Consider the following 15595-nt stretch of genomic DNA (forward strand, 5'->3'; position numbering starts at 1 on the left):
CTTACCGAAGGCTGCCCTCCTTCCTCGTTCTCCCGCCAGCGGCACCGGCCAGAGGAGAAAGAAGAAAGATTCCGACCATATACCCCCGCTTTGAACGGATCATTGGCCTCACTCGACAGCCTGAGTGGAGTGTCGGGCCACAAGGGAAATGGGGAGATGAATGGAATGCGTCGGGATGGGCGTTTTTTGTCCGGTGTCCTCCGATTTCGAGGTCATTTGGCCAAAGACCATCTTGGCGGCCTCCATGCCCATCGCCTGGGCCGGAATATGCATCGCCGTCATGGGCGTGTCGAGATAGGCAAGCGTGTCAGACTCCTCAAACCCTATGATGGAGAGGTCGCGAGGCACGCGGATGTCCATGTTGCGCGCCTCGCTCTGGAAGCCGACCGCCAAATCCTCGTTGGTGATGATGGCCGCGGTCGGACGGTCGGGCAGCGAGAGCAGGCGCCGCGCGGCGCTGCGTCCGTCCTCCACCGTCGCGGAGTCAACCTCCACGCACACGGGCGGATTTGCGTCCACCTCGTCACGCAGCGCGGCCGCATACCCGGCGAAACGTTGCTGATGCCCGTGGTCAACGTGCTTGAACGACACCATCGCAATTTTCCGGTGGCCGAGCGAAAGGAGATAGCGTGCGGCATTCATCCCGGCTTGATAATCATCCAGAAGAATCTGATGCACCCCGTCGTCTTGGCTTTTATAGCCGACAATGGCATGGGGAGTTTGTGTCAGGCCGAGTTTTTCCGCCATCGCATAGCCCTGAAACATCGTAATGATGATGCATCCGGCAACCCCCTCGCGCATTACCAACTGACGCAATTCCTTGTTGTTGCGTATCTGCGGAATAAACGGCTGCATCTGGATGCCGAAGCCGGAGGCGAACGTCACGTCGCAAATCCCGCTGAGAATTCGCGATATGTAGCCGCTTTCCAACGCGCCGCGATGCTCCGGCAAAAGCACGAGCAGGCGGTTGCGGTCGATGGCCTTCCAACGAGGCTGGAAGGCCGAGGAATCCATGATCTTACGAATGCGCTGGATGGTTTCCTCGCGCACGCCCGGACGCCCGTTGATGACACGGGACACGGTGGCGGGGGAAACCTTGGCCGCCTTTGCCACATCGTAGATGTTTGCCATATACACGGGCGAAACTATTTCAGCGATGTTTCGGCGCAAGGCATTTATGGGGGCGTTCTCTTTACGCAGCCCCTCCGGATGGCGCCCCGGCGTTCAGGCGAAACGAACGCAGCTTGGCGCGGGCAGCGGTTCCGCGCAGGCAGAGCGGAGCCGGCCCGTGTCCGGGGCGATATGGAAGAGCGCAAGCCCGCCGCCGTCCTGATTGGCGGCCAGCAGAAGGCGGCCCGATGGATCTAGGGCGAAATGACGCGGAGTCGCGCCTCCCGTGGAGACGTTTTCAACAAACGTTGGATCGCCTGTTGCCTCATTTATATTAAACAGCGAAATACAATCCGCGCCACGATTGGACACATACAGAAAACGGCCCGCCGCATCCGTCTTCACTTCGGCGGGCGCGTTACGCGTGGCATCCTCCCGCCTGCCTGTTGCCGGTGCCGTCCGGAGTCCGTCGATTTCGCCTGTTTCCTGATTGTAATCAAAGACGGCAATCTCGGATGACAGTTCGCATGCCACATATAAAAAACGCCCCGAGGGATGAAACACGCCGTGCCGGGGGCCGGAATATGGGGCAATCCGGGTGCGGCGTATGCCAAATTCCGAAAGCGCGCCCGTCCCCGGATTATAATCATAGCGGATTACTTCGTCCGTCCCAAGGTCGGATACAAACGCCGTGGTTCCGGCGGGCGCGGAAATTATAGAGTGCGGATGCGGCGTCCGCTGGCGGGTGGGATGCGGGCCGGAGCCGGTGTGATTTATCCTTGAAACCAGCGGCCCGACACCGCCGTCGGAGGCCAGCCGGAACACGCAGACGCCGGGGCCGTTGTAGTTGGCGAGCAACAGGTGTTTACCGGCGGCGTCCACCATCAGGTGCGCGGGCGACCTGCCTCGGGAGGGTGCGCGGTTTATCAGGCGGAGGCCGCCGCCATCCTGTCCCGTCGCGTAGGCGCTGACCGAGCCCTCCGCGCCGCCGGCGGCGGAAACCTCGTTCACCGCGTAGAGAAAACATCCCGACGGGTGGAGCGCGATGAATGACGGGTCCTCGGCGCGCGCGACAAGCCGCGTCCGCAGAATGCGGCCGTTCTCGCAATCAATGTCCGCTCGGTAAATGCCCTCCCCTCCCTGGCGGGTGTAGGAGCCGATGAAGGCGTGGGTTTTCATTTTTCGGAGGCGCGCGGCTTTTATATAAACTACGCGGCCCCGGCGCGGCGTGCCTCCAGTTTGGCGCGGATGGCGTAGGCGTCCTTTTCATCAATCGGGAAGCGCAGCACGATGAAGATCGTGAGCGCCAGCGCGGTGGCGGGGACGAGCATATACAACAGGCGCATGATGACGAGCGCCTCCGCCGCCTGGCCGCCGCCCAGCTCCGCTTTGAAGCCGGAGAACGCGACCACGAAGCCCGACAGCAGCAACGCCAGCGTCAGCCCGAACTTGAAGGCCCAGGCAAAAACCGCGTTCAACGTGGCCTCGCGACGGACGCCGTGCTCGAACTCGTCCACGTCGCAGACATCGGCGACCATCGAGCCGAGCAGGGTCCAGAGGGCGGCCATGCCGGAGCCCATCAGGAGCACGGGGACGAGCTGGAGGTAGGGATAAGCCGGGTTGTAGCAAACCCACTTGAGCAGGGTGCCGGCCAGCGGGAAACACAGGGCGGCGGCGAGCGTGCGGCGTTTGCCGAAGCGGGTTGACGCCCAGGTGATGAGCGGCAGCGCGGCCATGCTGCTCAGGCAGTAGGTCGAGCCGGACCAGCCCTGCACCGCGGACGCGGCCCGCATGTCGCCGCCGTGGACATAATAAATGTTTATATAATAGCCCAAGCTGTTCACCATGAATATGCCGACGGCCATCAGCGCCACTGAATACAACAACAGCCGGAACGGTTTCACGCCGACGGCCTCTTTCAGGCTTTTTATAAGGGGCAGTTTTTTCTGGCGGGTGACGGCGGCCTGCGTGCGCTCCTTGATAAACAAAGCCGGCAAAATGCCGAGGAGCGCGATGGTCAGACCGATGCCGGCGCCGACCCAGCGCATGCCGTCGAGCGTGTCGGAAAAGCATGGGCGCTGCGAGAGCCAGAGCATCCAGGCCGTCGAGATGCCGGAGACCGAGCCGAAGAAGGTCTTGTAAGCCATGACGCGCGTGCGCTCGTGGTAGTCGGGGCTCATTTCCATGCCCAGCGCGCCGAAGGCCATGGCGAAGACGGCGTAGGCCGTGTAGAACAGCAGCGACATGGCGAGGAAATGGGAAAAATATCCCCATTGCGACCAGCCGTGCGGCACCATCCAGACCAGCGCGAACAACAATCCGCACAGGATCGAGCCGGTGACGATAAACGGCTTGCGCCGCCCCCAGCGGGTGCGGGCGTTGTCCGAGGCGCTGCCGACAAACGGGTCCACCACCGCGTCCCACAACCGCGGCAGCGCGAGCGCGGTGCTGACCATGCCGGGGTCAACCGCCAGCGTCATGTTGAACACCGGGTTGGCCATGGTGTTGATGCCATTCTGCATGGTGTTGTCGGCGAAGGCCCCGCCACCGTAGGCGAGCTTCTGCGCGACGGGCACCCGGTCCTCCGGCGCAGTAACGTGGCGGATGCCCGGCGGTGGCGGTGGAGTTGTTCGGGGCGCGGTTTTCATGGACAATTTAGAAGTACCCGCCTTTTTGGGTGATTTGGTTGATGGACTGGCCTTCGGCGACCCAAGAGAAGATTTTTTTCTCGTTACGTTTGATTTCCTCGGCACGGAGCAGCACCTCGTGCGCGATGTCGCGGGGAACGCATACCACGCCGTCTATGTCGCCAAGGAGAATGTCGCCGGGTTTTATCACCACGTCGCCGATTAATATGGGAATTTGATAATGCGTGATGAGGCAGCGGCCGAGGCTGCCGTTCGGGATGCGGTGCTTGTAGAAGACGGGGAAGTCTTTTTCGAGAATCTGGTGGGTGTCGCGGATGCCGCCGTCAATCACGGCGGCGCGGACGCCGAGGCCGGCGGCGGTGGCGGTCATGACGCCGCCCCAGAGGGTGGCTTTTTCGTCACCGGAGGTATCCCAGACGACGAAGCTGTTCTGGGGGAGCGCGGCGAGCATCTGGGTGCGGAAGGCCATTTCACCGGTGATTTTGACGTTGGGCGCGCTTTTGACGGTGAAGGCAAGGCCGGCGACGGTGCGCTCGGGGCGGAGCGGGTGGAGGTGGCCGGGGAGTGCCTGGTCGAGGAGGGCGTGCTCGCGGAGCACGTCGCTGATCGCGCCAGTGTAGAGTTGCTCGTAGCGGGCGAGCAATTCCTCCTCGGGAATCGGAAACGGCGCGGCAGATACGTGCTCGCGCGCGGCGATGAGTTTTTCGAGATTCATCATCCCGACTTCTTTTTTGTAGGCGTCAATGGACATGGCGGAAAAGTTTGAGTTGAGAGTTTAAGTTTAAGCGGCGGCGGCGCGAACGGCGTCAGAGCGACATGCCGCCGTCCACGAAAAGGGTCTGGCCGGTGATGTAGCGGCCGGCATCGGAACAAAGGAGGAGGGCGGCACCAGCGCAGTCGGTGGGCTCGCCGAAGTAGTCGGCGGGGATGGAGGCGAGGACTTTCGCGGCGTAGGCGGAGTCGGCGAGGCGGACGGTGTTGCGATCGGTGAGGATGACGCCGGGGGCGAGGTTGTTTACGGTGACGCCGCACGGGGCGAGCTGGCGGGCAAGATTTGTGGCGAGGGAGGATTGGGCGCATTTGGTGCCGGCGTAGACAATCATGTGCGGATGAGGGTGCGCCTCCTGCACGCTGCCGACAGTGAGGATGCGTCCCCAGCCGGCGGCTTTCATTGCGGGCGCGGCGAGTTGGCAGAGTTCGAGGGTGGCACGCCAGTTGACGGCGACTTGTTTGTCGAAGTCGGCGCGGGTCACGGCGAGCCAGTCGGCGGGGATTTGGAGGGAGGCGTTGCAAACGAGGATGTCAGGCGCGCCGCCGAGTCCGGCGACGGCCTGCTCGTAGGCGCGGCGCGGACCATCGGCGTCGGCGAGGTCGGATTGGACGAGGCAGGCTGCGCTGGCGGCGCGTGCGGCGGCGGCAGCTTGCAGACCGCCATCGCGTCCGTGCATGGCGACGGAGGCGCCGGCCTGCGCGAAGGCAAGTGCGAGCACGCGGCCGATGCCGCGAGTCGAGCCGGTGACCAGGGCGCGGCGTCCGGTGAGCGAGAGGCTTTGGGGAAGCGCGGCAGGTTGCGGTGTGTCAGTTTTCATCGGGAAATGGGTGTGCTTGGTCCGGGAGCGGCGGGCTCCGTTCCGTCGTGTTTGGGATGTGACCGCCGTTCGGCGACGAGTTGGCCCCCGTCGCTCTCGGATGGCGCGGGGCGCGGCGGTGCCGATAACCATTCGGCAGGCGAGGTGCGGAGGCCGAGCGCATCCATCAGGCCGAGCAGGTAGCCGTCGGCGAAGAGGCGTCCAAGCGTGCCGTAGCCAGGCGTGTGACCGGCGTTTTCCTCGCCGGCCAGCGTCGGCACATGGTCGCAGCGCACCGGGCCGCGAAAACCGTTTTTATGATATTCAAGCATCATCGCGACCAGTTCGTCCGAGCCCTCGTCGTGAAACGTCTCCGTGAAGTGCGAAGCGGTGCCGGTGACGTGACGCAGGTGCACGAAATGCACACAGCCCGCCGCGGTGTGCTTGCGTATCGCGGCGGAAAGCGCGGGCAGGCCGCCTCCGCACATGAGTTTCCAGTTGGCCTGGCAAAAGGTGAGGCCATGCGCCGGCGACGGCGAGAGGGCGAGCACGCGCTCGAATTGTTCCGGCGAATTAAAAACGCGTCCGATGCCGCGCAGGGCCGGGAGCGGCGGATCGTCGGGATGCGCGCCAAGACGTACGCCCGCTGCCTCGGCGACCGGCAGGACGGCGTTTAGGAAATAGATATAATGATCCCAGATTTTCTCCGCCGGCACCTCTCCCGCCGGGGGCGGTTCCGCCGATTCCGCCGACAAGTCGAAGCCGGAAACCAGCGCCCCGCCGCGGCCGGGCAACGCGGCCTGCGAACGGTGCCAGCCGATGCCAGCCATAAAATTATAACAAAGCAATCGCAGCCCCAGCCGCCCCATTTCGCGCAGCATGGCTTGATAGCGGACGATGTCTTCGTCGCGGCCGGGCAGGCCGAGTTTGATACGGCCCATGTCAAAGGGATCGCCCTCCAGCCCGAGCAAAGTCACGCCCGCCTCCGACAATTCTTTTTTTATCCGCGCGAGCACACCGGGTTCGTCCGGCGGAGGCAGCCCGGTCAACTCGGGCGCGGCTTTGACCACGCAATGCGTGACACCCATCTGGCGCACCAAGGCCCAGAGCTGATGTGGTCGCGGAGAGAGAAATTCGATCAGAAACATGATTGCCGGATCATTATCTGTCCTGCCGCCCATACCAGCGGCGCATTACCTCCGCCGCCGGCTTGTTCCAAACAGTGAAACCCTTGTCTCCCCGCGGATCGTCACGAAGCCAAGGCCGGTCATTTTGCTCATCCCATTTCCACCAATACAAGCCCATCCACCATGGTTCCTGCCAAAACGCACCGAGCAGAATTTCGAGGAAACGCGCCTGTTCCGCGCCATTGTAGCCGCCGTTGTTGTCCCAACCCCAGGGTTTCATGAGTGCGCCGGCAGTCGCACAGCAGCCTGCCTCCGCAAAGTAGAAGGGTTTGCCAAGCAGGGCCGCGACTTCCCGGTAATATTCCACATCCGGCAGGATCTTGGCGCGCATCTGCCCGTCGGTTGCATTGGGCGCATCAGCCAGCGGAGTGTAGAAACTCGAACCCAAGGAATCGAGCTGCTTGAACCAATGATCTTCGCGCGTCCTTAGCTCCGCGCGAAAATCAACCTGCCGCGTGTGTCCGGTCGTGAGATGCCCTTTATATACACTGCGCGCGGCGGAAATCACGCGCAGCCAGTGTTCCTGCTGGCCGACCGTGTGGTCCAGCTCGCTGTCCAGGCCGAAGGCTTCGCAGCCTGTCTTTTGGGCGAGCCGTCCGTAATGCAAGGTGCGTTCCGCCAGACTGTCGAACCATCGTGTCCAGTGGTTGATGGGACGCCCCGGAATAATCAGGTTTTCCGCTGGAAACCGAATATGGACGCGCTGGGTGCCATCCCAGCACTCCAGCATTGGGCGGAGCTGCACCTTCATGCCCTTGCTGTGAATATAGTCCACGATGCCCATGATTTCGTCCTCGCCGGGAGTCTGCGCAAAATCGCGATACATCCGCGTGCTGGCAAAGGTGTCCTGCATGACCGTGACCACGAGGCACACCCAGTCAATATTGAGCGTCGCCATGCGGTCCACGTCTGTTTTCGCGGCGGCGGAGCCGTAGTAGCCGTTGCGCGCGTAATAACCATAGGTCATCCCGCGATGAATGGGAATAGATGCTGACATAAAGAGTTTCTTACCGGGAATCGTGATGCTGTGATTTGTTCAAGCGGCGTGACACCGTTTGTCAGAACTCGAACGACGCGGTGAACGTGATTTTTCTTGGGTCATTGTAACGATAATAACCGCGTCCCGTGCCGATTGGTCCGGTGACCGTCCCGTCCACCCGGTAATCAAGCGAACTGGTGTAGATCACATCGTCATTGTCCAAGATGTTGGCGACGTTGATCTGGAAACGCGCGCGGGTCGGGCCGATGCGGCGGCTGTAGGAAACATGGCCGCTGAGAACATAGTAGCTGCCGCTGTAAATATAATGAAACGGCTCGTTGTAATGGTTGCCGATTTTATTGCGTCCGCGGACATTGACACCAAGACCCACCCCGAGGTTTCTGAACACGCCGCCCTGCACGGTGTAAGTGCCATAGAAATTCGCGCTGTAATTGACCGTGTTGGTGAGTTTGGTGCCGGGGGTGAGCCCGGTCAGCGTGCTTTGAATTGCGGTAATGTCGTCGTTGATCTGCTGCGTTTTCGCAGGGTCGGTCGCCGGGTCATTGGTCGCCGCCTGCCAGACGGCAAGGTTGTCATAAAAATATTTCCGCAATTGCGGCATCAGATTCACCGCCTTGGTTTGCGGCAGGGCGAAGTTTGCCATGATTCGAATGCTCCTGGTGGGATTTGCCGTAATATCAATTTCATACCCGGTTCCCTTGTAATCCCGCGTGTCCCGGTAACTGGGCATCATAAAATCCGCATACTGATCGCTGGTGTTCTGCCAAAGCCTCTGCAACTCCGATCGGCGTGTGTTGTCATAGCCGGGGACGCCCTCCTGAATTGAATTGTAATAATTGATTCCTCCGGAGAGTTTTCCCTTGAAGAAATCGAATTTCACGCCGAATTCCCTTGCCGAGTTGATCGCCACGTCCATGGGCTTCCCGTAAATGTCGCCATTTCCAGGGAGAGGAATGGCGAATGACTCGGAGTAACCGGCATACACGCCGATTTCCTGCGTGGCTCGAAAGACCACCCCGGCGTTGTAGCTCGTGGGGGAAATGTCCACATTGGGATCATCCAGCACGATGGGATAGCCCGTGTCATCGTAGCCATATTTGCCCGATGTGGCCCCGCTCTGTTGTCTTCCTTTATATTTGTCATGTCGCGCGCCAAGGGTGATAATCAGACGCTGCCCGATGAGCTTGGTCGAGCTCACGGCCTGGAGATACTGAAGATCCTGCGACGAATAGGTAATGCCGGATGGGCGCCACGCATACGGCACCCCGGTTAGCTCCGGGATTATGGTTTCAAGCGCGCTGGTGTCATGTTGCTGGGGCTCGTCCCAATACATGCGCGCACGCACGTATGAAAAACCGGGTGAACGATTGTCAACCATCGCGTAAACATAATGCCGGGTATATGCGTCATTCCAACGGGAGCCGGCCAGCACACTGAGCGACTCGGAAATAAGCCGCCGGTTAAGCTGCCAGTTGACGGCCAGACGGAGGTCCTTGGTGAGGTTTCCCGACTCGGTCCGACCAAGCATCTGGTCGGAGAACGGAATACCGTATTTCGGATTAAGGACAAACATCTCGGACGAATTGTTCCTTGGCAGATATTTATTTAGGTCAATTTTGTAATCGCCAAAGACCGCAAACTCCGCCGGTCCCTCCTTGTCGGTTTTATATTGGTTGTAGGCCAGCTCAATGGAAATGCCATTCTTGAAGCGATGCGTCACATAGGAGGTGTAGGTATAATACTCGCCTTCGATCACGTCATTTGTCGGCTCGATATTTATCTCCTTGTAAGGCAGCAGCGGCACGTTGGGAATCTCGGCGCCAGGCTCCGCCTGCATGGAGGCGCCGGAGCCCCGCGTCTCAAAGGTGCTTGACCAATTCCGGTAACCCGCCTCGGGCACGCCGGGAATCCAAAGCCAGTGCCGGTCGCTCGAATTCAAACCGGAGCGGGTGATGCCCCTGGCATTCATCTGGGCGGTGGTGCTTATTTGGCCCCATCCATACTGGGCATTCAGCGGATCGGACGAGTCCGCCACATAAACCGAAGTTCCGTCCCAATAAGAGACCCGCTCGGCATAGGTGCCTGCATAGATCGGCCTTTTCCTCTTACCATATTCCGCCTCGGCGCGTATGTTGGTATCTTTCGTGATGCGCCATGTCGCGGCGAGGTGTAATCCATCCCGCCTAGCATCGGAGCCGTCCCGCCATGTTTCCAACTCCTGAGTCATGCCATTCAGGCGGAACGCGACATTTCTGCCGATGGCTTGATTAACATCAAAGGACGCCCTGAAGCCGCCATAGGAATCGGCAAGAAATGAGACGCGCCGCTCGTTTTTTCCGAGCTTCGCCCGTTTTGTCCACGTCGTGGCAATGCCGCCCAGATAGCCGTCGCCGAAAAGGACACCGTTTGGCCCGCGGGCAAGATCAACACGCTCGATGTTGTAGCTGTCGGAATTGTCATACCACAGAAAATAATTCCGCGTCGGGAGGGACAATGACACGCCGCGAAAGCGCACTTGGATGTCGCCGCTAAACGTGGATTCGGTCGCATAAGAAGGCATCGTGTTGTTGCCCCACTCCGCCTGGGTGGTGTTGTCGAGCAGAACCAGATCGTCGAGAAACTCCCGCGTCAGAACCGAAACCGACACGGGGCTTTCCTTGAGCAGGCTGTCGGTGCGGGTGCCGGTGAGCGCGCTGGCGGCGGCATAGCCGACATCGCGCTCGCTTTTCACCTCGAAGACCGAGAGTTCGACTATTTCTTCCGAGGCGGGTACAGGTGCGGTTTGTTGTGCGTTTGCGGCAAGCGCGAACACTTGGAACAGGATTGCGAACCGACTCAGGCAGCGGAATGGCTGCGCGGCGGCGCCGGCGGATGTCGGATGGGGGAAACAGGGGAACGGGTTCATGCACGCCTCGAAATATCAACCGGGCGATGCGCGCAAAGTCACGGTCCTGTTAGCGTAACAGTCACTTGGACGACGGACGCCATGCACATTCGACCAGCGTCACCTTCGGTACCGCCGGGACGCCCGTCTGGTTGGCGTTTAATTGCTCTATGACCAAGTCCATGACCGCGGCGCCGAGCTCGCGCATGTGGTGGTTCACGCCGATGGAGTTTTTATCCCCGTCCTCAATGTTGATTAGCGCGATTTCGCACTCCCCGGGCACCCGTATCCCCTCCTCGCGCAGCCAGTCGCATGCATCGGGAAACCCAAGAACGGCGTCGGGCCGGTGCTGATTATACCATTTCAAAAAAACCTCCTTGGTAAGGGTGACCGCGACCAGCGGCGGCACACGCAAACTACCGCGCACGCTTCGCTGCTCGCGCAAAAAACCGGCGAGCAGCAATCCGTCGAGCTGCTCGTCCCATTCCTCGGAGAAGGCCAGCCCGATACGCCTGCGGCCCATACACGTGAGATTTTGCCACGCGATCCGCGCCGCGTGAAACTGATGGCTGCACGCCCGGTGCAGATTCGGCTGCCTCAGCAAATACCCGCAGGTGGCGCAGGCAAACCGCTCCCACGCCAGGTCAATCGGCATGCCCGCCGCGGGCGGCGGCGGGATGATGATGCCGCGTATGTTCCGGTGCCAGAGAATGTCGCTCATGCGATGCCCCGTCATGCCGGGCTCGCCCAGCCAGAATTCCTCCAGCCGGTAGCCCAGGTGCGCGGCCCGCTCGCTGGCGCCGCGAAAAATGTCCATGTTGGTGGGAAACTTTCGCCAGCCATTCTTGGTGGCATGAATGGTCAGCCACCCGATCGGTGTGGTTCCCGCCGTGCGGCTGGCGCGCAGCCGGGCCATTAACTGCGACACCACCGGATCGGGCCGGTAGCCCAGTTTCTCCGCCAGTTTCTTGATGCGCTGTCGCTCCGCCGCCGATACCGCCGGGTCGTCACGCAGCGCCCGTGAGACGGTCATGAGGCTCACTCCCGCCGCGTTTGCCACACTGGCCATGGTGATCCGAATTTGATTCGCAGGGGTATTCTTCATTCGGGTGCTTCATGCCCGTCCCATTTTGCCGGCGCAAGCTGTTTCATGGCGCGCGCCCAAGGATTGTTACGCTAACAGAAAATCTCCCTCCACAGTCCCGCAGCGGTTGCCTACATGGTGTCCGACATTACGGCTCACGCCTTGGTTTCCCCCACCCGAAAATCACATCTCGCCACACCGACACCACCCGGTCGCGATCCCATGAAAACCCACTGTGCAACAAATCCTCTCTTCCCGCCCATGAACACACGCCACACCTCCACCGTCGGACGACGAATCCTCCCGTTCGTTGTCATGTCAGCCGTCACCTGCGCGCTTGCGTCGCCCATCCTGCGCGCCACGGTCGTCTTCAACGATACCGCCGAAAACAAAGACAACTGGGTGGACAATTATCCCAGCGGCGGCGGCGCGGCCTCGTTCGCGCGGTTCATCGCCACCGGCGGGGAATTTCAATACACCGGGGGCAACACCGAAACTAATCTCGTGGCTGGCACCAGTGAATTTTTTTCGGCCAACGACAACCTGGAACTGTCATTCGACGGCTTCTTTGCCACCGCCTCCAATGGCAGCGCGCTAATCGTTGACATCGGTCTCGCCACCAATGCCATCGCCACCGCCAATGTGAAACTGGGGCTGAAGTTCACCGCAAGCGGATCAAATGCCAAGCTGGTGTATAATAACACCGAATACTCCCTTGCCGGCAACCGCCCTGTCGCCGGCAGCGCCGCAAACGGGAAGGCGTCCATCAAAATCGCCTACCAAATCGACGGCGGCGGCACCGTGACCGTCACCCAGCTTGCCGGGACTTACCTGCCCGCCGGTTCTTCCACGGCAACCGCCGTGCCGCCGGGCGGCGTGGTTTTATATAACGGCAGCCCGAGCGGCTCGCCGATTGATTTCGGCACCGGTTTGCGCATAAGGCTTGTCGGGCGCAATTCCGGCAGTGGCGGCATCACCACCCCCGTGACCATTGACAACATAAAACTGGCGATGGACGAGGGCGGCGGTGACGGCGTGACCTCCTCCTGGCCGGCCGCCGCTCAGCGTGGCGTGAATGCCGGCAACTGGCTGACCTCTTACGAAATGGGCCAGACTCTTGCCCCCTGGGGCACAAAACTCATGCGCTTGCAGCTCCTCGGCTCGGCCCCGCAATTCACGCCCGAGCAGGACGGTGTCAGCGGCGAGTGGACTTTTCCCACCGCCGGCTGGACCGCCATTGATACTTTTCTGACCGCAGCAAAAAGCAACAACATGAAGGTCGTCCTCGACCTCCACGGCTGCTCGCACTTTTTCCCCAACAGCAACTACAACACATGGTCGCAGGAGCCGGGCGCGCCGGGCATCGCCAACAAGAACAAACTCGTCAGCCTCTGGAAAACCATCGCCACCCGTTACAAGGACGAGCGCGATGCCATCGCCGGCTACGAAATCCTCAACGAGCCGATCGCTGGCGGAGACTTGGACAAGGAAAACGGCGCGGCTCCGCTCGACGGCGCCGACGCGTGGAACACCATCCTCACCGAGGTCATCGCGGCCATCCGCGCGATAGACACTTACCACGCCGTCGTGGTCGAGCCGGTCGGCTACGCCAACCAAGCCTACCTCAAGCGCCTGAAATACTTCGATCCGTCAACAACGCCGGGCATTGTCTATAGTGTCCACATCTATTCCCCGCACGAATACGCCGAGCAGGGCACTGTCAGCATCCAGCCCCCTTGGAAATTCGGCTTCGACGGCATCATCGTCAACGGCACCGCCGTCGGCTCGGGCTATTATTATCCGGGGCTGGTTGACTTCGTCACCAAATACACCGTGCCTTACGAATACGAGACGACCGTGCTCGACAAGGACTACCTGCGCACCCGAGTCGCCCCCATCCTGGAATTTCAAAACCAGCACAAGGGGGCGCGTATTTACGTCGGCGAGTTCGGCGCCGTCCGCCACGCCCCCATCAACCTCGCCGGACAAGACAGCACCTGGACATTTCTGCGGGACTATCTTTCCTTGTTTTATAACGACACCCCGTCCGTCAGCCATCCGCATTGGGACTGGACGATCCACGCCTTCCAGTTTTCCGCCAACGACCTCTACACCGGCCTGCAATATGACAATATAAAGGAAAGCACCACGCGGCATGCCGACACCAACAAGATTCGCCTGTATAAACATTATCTGAACCCGGAAAACGACACCGTCGCCCCGCCCGAGTATGTTGATACGCTGCCGGACGCGGCCATCCCGGAGACACCGCCGCCCACGCCCTACGGGCTCACCGCCACGGCCCCCGGCTCCGGCCAGGTCGAGCTCGCATGGATCCCCTCCTCCCGCGCCGAGAAATACAAGATATGTTATTCCACCTCCGGCAGCGGCGGTCCCTTTGCCGAGCTCGCCGTGGTTGACCAACCGTCCGCCGCCGCGCTCGCCAGCGGTTCCTACACCATGGGATACATCGACGGCGAGGACTCGCCGCTGCCCACGGACGCCGTCTATTATTATACTGTTTCCGCCACCAATGCCCACGGGGAAAGCGCCCCCTCCGCCCCCGCCGGCGTGACCGTCAGCGGCGTGTATATACCGGTGATAAACGAGCAGCCCCAATCGGTCTCCCCCCCGCTGGGCGTCTCCGCGACGCTCTCCGTCACCCTCAAGTCAACCGTCGGCGTGACCGGTTATCAATGGAGCAAGGACGGCCAGCCCGTCGTCAGCGGCACCAACGCCACCCTCGTGCTCGCCGGCACCCCCGCCGACGCCGGTGTTTACACAGTGACCATCACCGGGCTGGACGGTCCGGCTGTCAGCACTTCCGCCACCGTCACCATCCAGCCCGACGCCGCCAGCCTTTTCAACACCCCCGTCGCGCTCGCCGCCACCGACGCTGGCGAAATCCACGTGGCCGACTCCACGAGGCACATTGTGCAAACGCTCAAGACGGACAACACCGTTTACACATTCCTTGGCGCGCCCGGCTCCACCGGCGCCGTTGACAACAGCGGCACCCACGCCCGCCTCAACGCCCCCTCCGGCCTCGCCGTGTGCTCCGGCACGCTGTATATAGCCGACACCGGCAACAACTCCCTTCGCGCCAGCGGCGTCGGCGGCTCCCTGAAAACCATCGCCATTGCCCTCAACCGCCCCGCCGGCCTCGCCGCCGACAGCGCCGGCAATGTATACATGGCCGACCGAGACAACCATCAGATCCGCAAATTCGCCCCCGGCGGCGCCGTGAGCCTCGTGGCTGGCAGCGGCACCGCCGGCCATGCCGACGCCGCCGGCGCGCTCGCCAGCTTCAAGTCTCCCGCCGGCCTCGCCCTCTTCGAGACTGGCGGCACGGACGGCTACCTCTACGTCGTCGACACCGGCAACCACGCCCTGCGTGTCATCACGCTGGCCACGGGATCCGTCACCACCTTCTCCGGCGCTCCCGGCGAGCCAGCAGGCCACGCCGACGCTACCGGCACCAACGCCCGTTTCGACTCCCCCGGCGGCCTCGTGGTGGACGCCGATGGCGATCTCTATCTCGCCGATACAGGCAATTCCGTCATCCGAAAAATCACCCCCACCGGCGTCGTGATAACCCTCGCCGGAGCTCCCGGCCACGCCGGCTTCAAGGACGCCACCGGCACCAACGCCTGGTTCGACCATCCCCGCGACATCACCCTCACCGCCACGGGGACACTCGTTGTGGCCGACACCGGCAATCGCGCCCTTCGCGCTATTTCCGCCGCCGATGCCGTCACCACGCTTGTTGTCACGAGCGGCACCGCGCCGACTCTTGACCCGCCCGCCTCCGCCGTGCCGGAGATACCACCATTCAACCCGCCGCAAGGCAAACGCGGCGGCGGCGCGCCAAGCTGGTGGCTCGTCACCGCACTCGCCGTACTCCTCGCCGCCCGCGCATTCGCGAGCCGCCATCTTCACGGGACGCGATTTCAACGCATTGGAGGATGAGAGTATTGTCGGTATTCAGTTGACCAGCCTTTCGAGCTCCCGCCCGAACATCTCCATCTGGTTTTGCTCCTTTTTTCTTTTCGGTTGCATCGCTTTTCCCGGGTTTGTGGGTCATCTGCCTGTTTCCCACGAAAAAACACCCGAC

10 protein-coding genes are annotated in these 15595 nt (G+C 61.6%); 1 reads left to right on the forward strand and 9 read right to left on the reverse strand.

Going from position 1 to position 15595, the window contains the following annotated elements; translation table 11 throughout:
* Positions 1–108 precede the first annotated feature (108 nt).
* The 9 genes from OH491_RS22210 to OH491_RS22250 form a co-directional block, all read right to left on the reverse strand.
* On the reverse strand, positions 109–1131 hold the full coding sequence (locus tag OH491_RS22210; protein WP_068768997.1) for a LacI family DNA-binding transcriptional regulator: 1023 nt from the start codon (positions 1129–1131) through the stop codon (positions 109–111).
* A 93-nt stretch (positions 1132–1224) separates the two neighbouring features.
* Positions 1225–2289, reverse strand: coding sequence for a lactonase family protein (locus tag OH491_RS22215; RefSeq protein WP_342750712.1), 1065 nt, complete (start codon positions 2287–2289; stop codon positions 1225–1227).
* 29 nt (positions 2290–2318) lie between these two features.
* A complete protein-coding gene (locus OH491_RS22220) occupies positions 2319–3758 on the reverse strand; it encodes an MFS transporter (RefSeq protein WP_145928585.1) in 1440 nt (479 codons plus the stop codon).
* Positions 3759–3765: 7 nt separating this feature from the next.
* A complete protein-coding gene (locus OH491_RS22225; protein ID WP_068768995.1) occupies positions 3766–4509 on the reverse strand; it encodes an RraA family protein in 744 nt (247 codons plus the stop codon).
* A 55-nt stretch (positions 4510–4564) separates the two neighbouring features.
* A complete protein-coding gene (locus tag OH491_RS22230) occupies positions 4565–5347 on the reverse strand; it encodes an SDR family NAD(P)-dependent oxidoreductase (RefSeq protein WP_068768994.1) in 783 nt (260 codons plus the stop codon).
* The gene (locus OH491_RS22235; protein WP_084441861.1) at positions 5344–6474 is read right to left on the reverse strand and encodes a mannonate dehydratase; all 1131 of its coding nucleotides are present in this window, start codon (positions 6472–6474) and stop codon (positions 5344–5346) included. Before OH491_RS22235 ends, OH491_RS22230 begins: the two co-directional genes overlap by 4 nt.
* Positions 6475–6487: 13 nt before the next feature.
* Positions 6488–7510 carry a glycoside hydrolase family 113 gene (locus tag OH491_RS22240; protein WP_334319065.1) on the reverse strand — a complete coding sequence of 341 codons (1023 nt, stop codon included), beginning with the start codon at positions 7508–7510 and terminating at the stop codon, positions 6488–6490.
* A gap of 61 nt (positions 7511–7571) precedes the next feature.
* Positions 7572–10418 (reverse strand): TonB-dependent siderophore receptor, encoded by a 2847-nt coding sequence (locus OH491_RS22245; protein WP_068768991.1) that lies wholly within the window; start codon positions 10416–10418, stop codon positions 7572–7574.
* Between the two features lie 61 nt (positions 10419–10479).
* Complete coding sequence (locus OH491_RS22250; protein ID WP_084441860.1) at positions 10480–11466, reverse strand: LacI family DNA-binding transcriptional regulator; 987 nt, start codon at positions 11464–11466, stop codon at positions 10480–10482.
* 276 nt (positions 11467–11742) lie between these two features.
* Between OH491_RS22250 and OH491_RS22255 the strand changes: the two genes are divergently transcribed.
* Entirely contained in the window at positions 11743–15450 is a 3708-nt protein-coding gene (locus tag OH491_RS22255; RefSeq protein ID WP_068768989.1) for a cellulase family glycosylhydrolase, read from the forward strand.
* Positions 15451–15595 lie beyond the last annotated feature (145 nt).

Origin of the sequence: Termitidicoccus mucosus (assembly GCF_038725785.1) — a bacterium.
GTDB classification, from domain to species: domain Bacteria; phylum Verrucomicrobiota; class Verrucomicrobiia; order Opitutales; family Opitutaceae; genus Termitidicoccus; species Termitidicoccus mucosus.

Excerpts from the sequence above, each read along its gene's own strand:
- OH491_RS22210 (WP_068768997.1), bottom strand. The coding sequence starts at position 1,131 with ATGGCAAACATCTACGATGTGGCAAAGGCGGCCAAGGTTTCCCCCGCC.
- OH491_RS22215 (WP_342750712.1), bottom strand. The coding sequence starts at position 2,289 with ATGAAAACCCACGCCTTCATCGGCTCCTACACCCGCCAGGGAGGGGAG.
- OH491_RS22220 (WP_145928585.1), bottom strand. The coding sequence starts at position 3,758 with ATGAAAACCGCGCCCCGAACAACTCCACCGCCACCGCCGGGCATCCGC.
- OH491_RS22225 (WP_068768995.1), bottom strand. The coding sequence starts at position 4,509 with ATGTCCATTGACGCCTACAAAAAAGAAGTCGGGATGATGAATCTCGAA.
- OH491_RS22230 (WP_068768994.1), bottom strand. The coding sequence starts at position 5,347 with ATGAAAACTGACACACCGCAACCTGCCGCGCTTCCCCAAAGCCTCTCG.
- OH491_RS22235 (WP_084441861.1), bottom strand. The coding sequence starts at position 6,474 with ATGTTTCTGATCGAATTTCTCTCTCCGCGACCACATCAGCTCTGGGCC.
- OH491_RS22240 (WP_334319065.1), bottom strand. The coding sequence starts at position 7,510 with ATGTCAGCATCTATTCCCATTCATCGCGGGATGACCTATGGTTATTAC.
- OH491_RS22245 (WP_068768991.1), bottom strand. The coding sequence starts at position 10,418 with ATGAACCCGTTCCCCTGTTTCCCCCATCCGACATCCGCCGGCGCCGCC.
- OH491_RS22250 (WP_084441860.1), bottom strand. The coding sequence starts at position 11,466 with ATGGCCAGTGTGGCAAACGCGGCGGGAGTGAGCCTCATGACCGTCTCA.
- OH491_RS22255 (WP_068768989.1), top strand. The coding sequence starts at position 11,743 with ATGAACACACGCCACACCTCCACCGTCGGACGACGAATCCTCCCGTTC.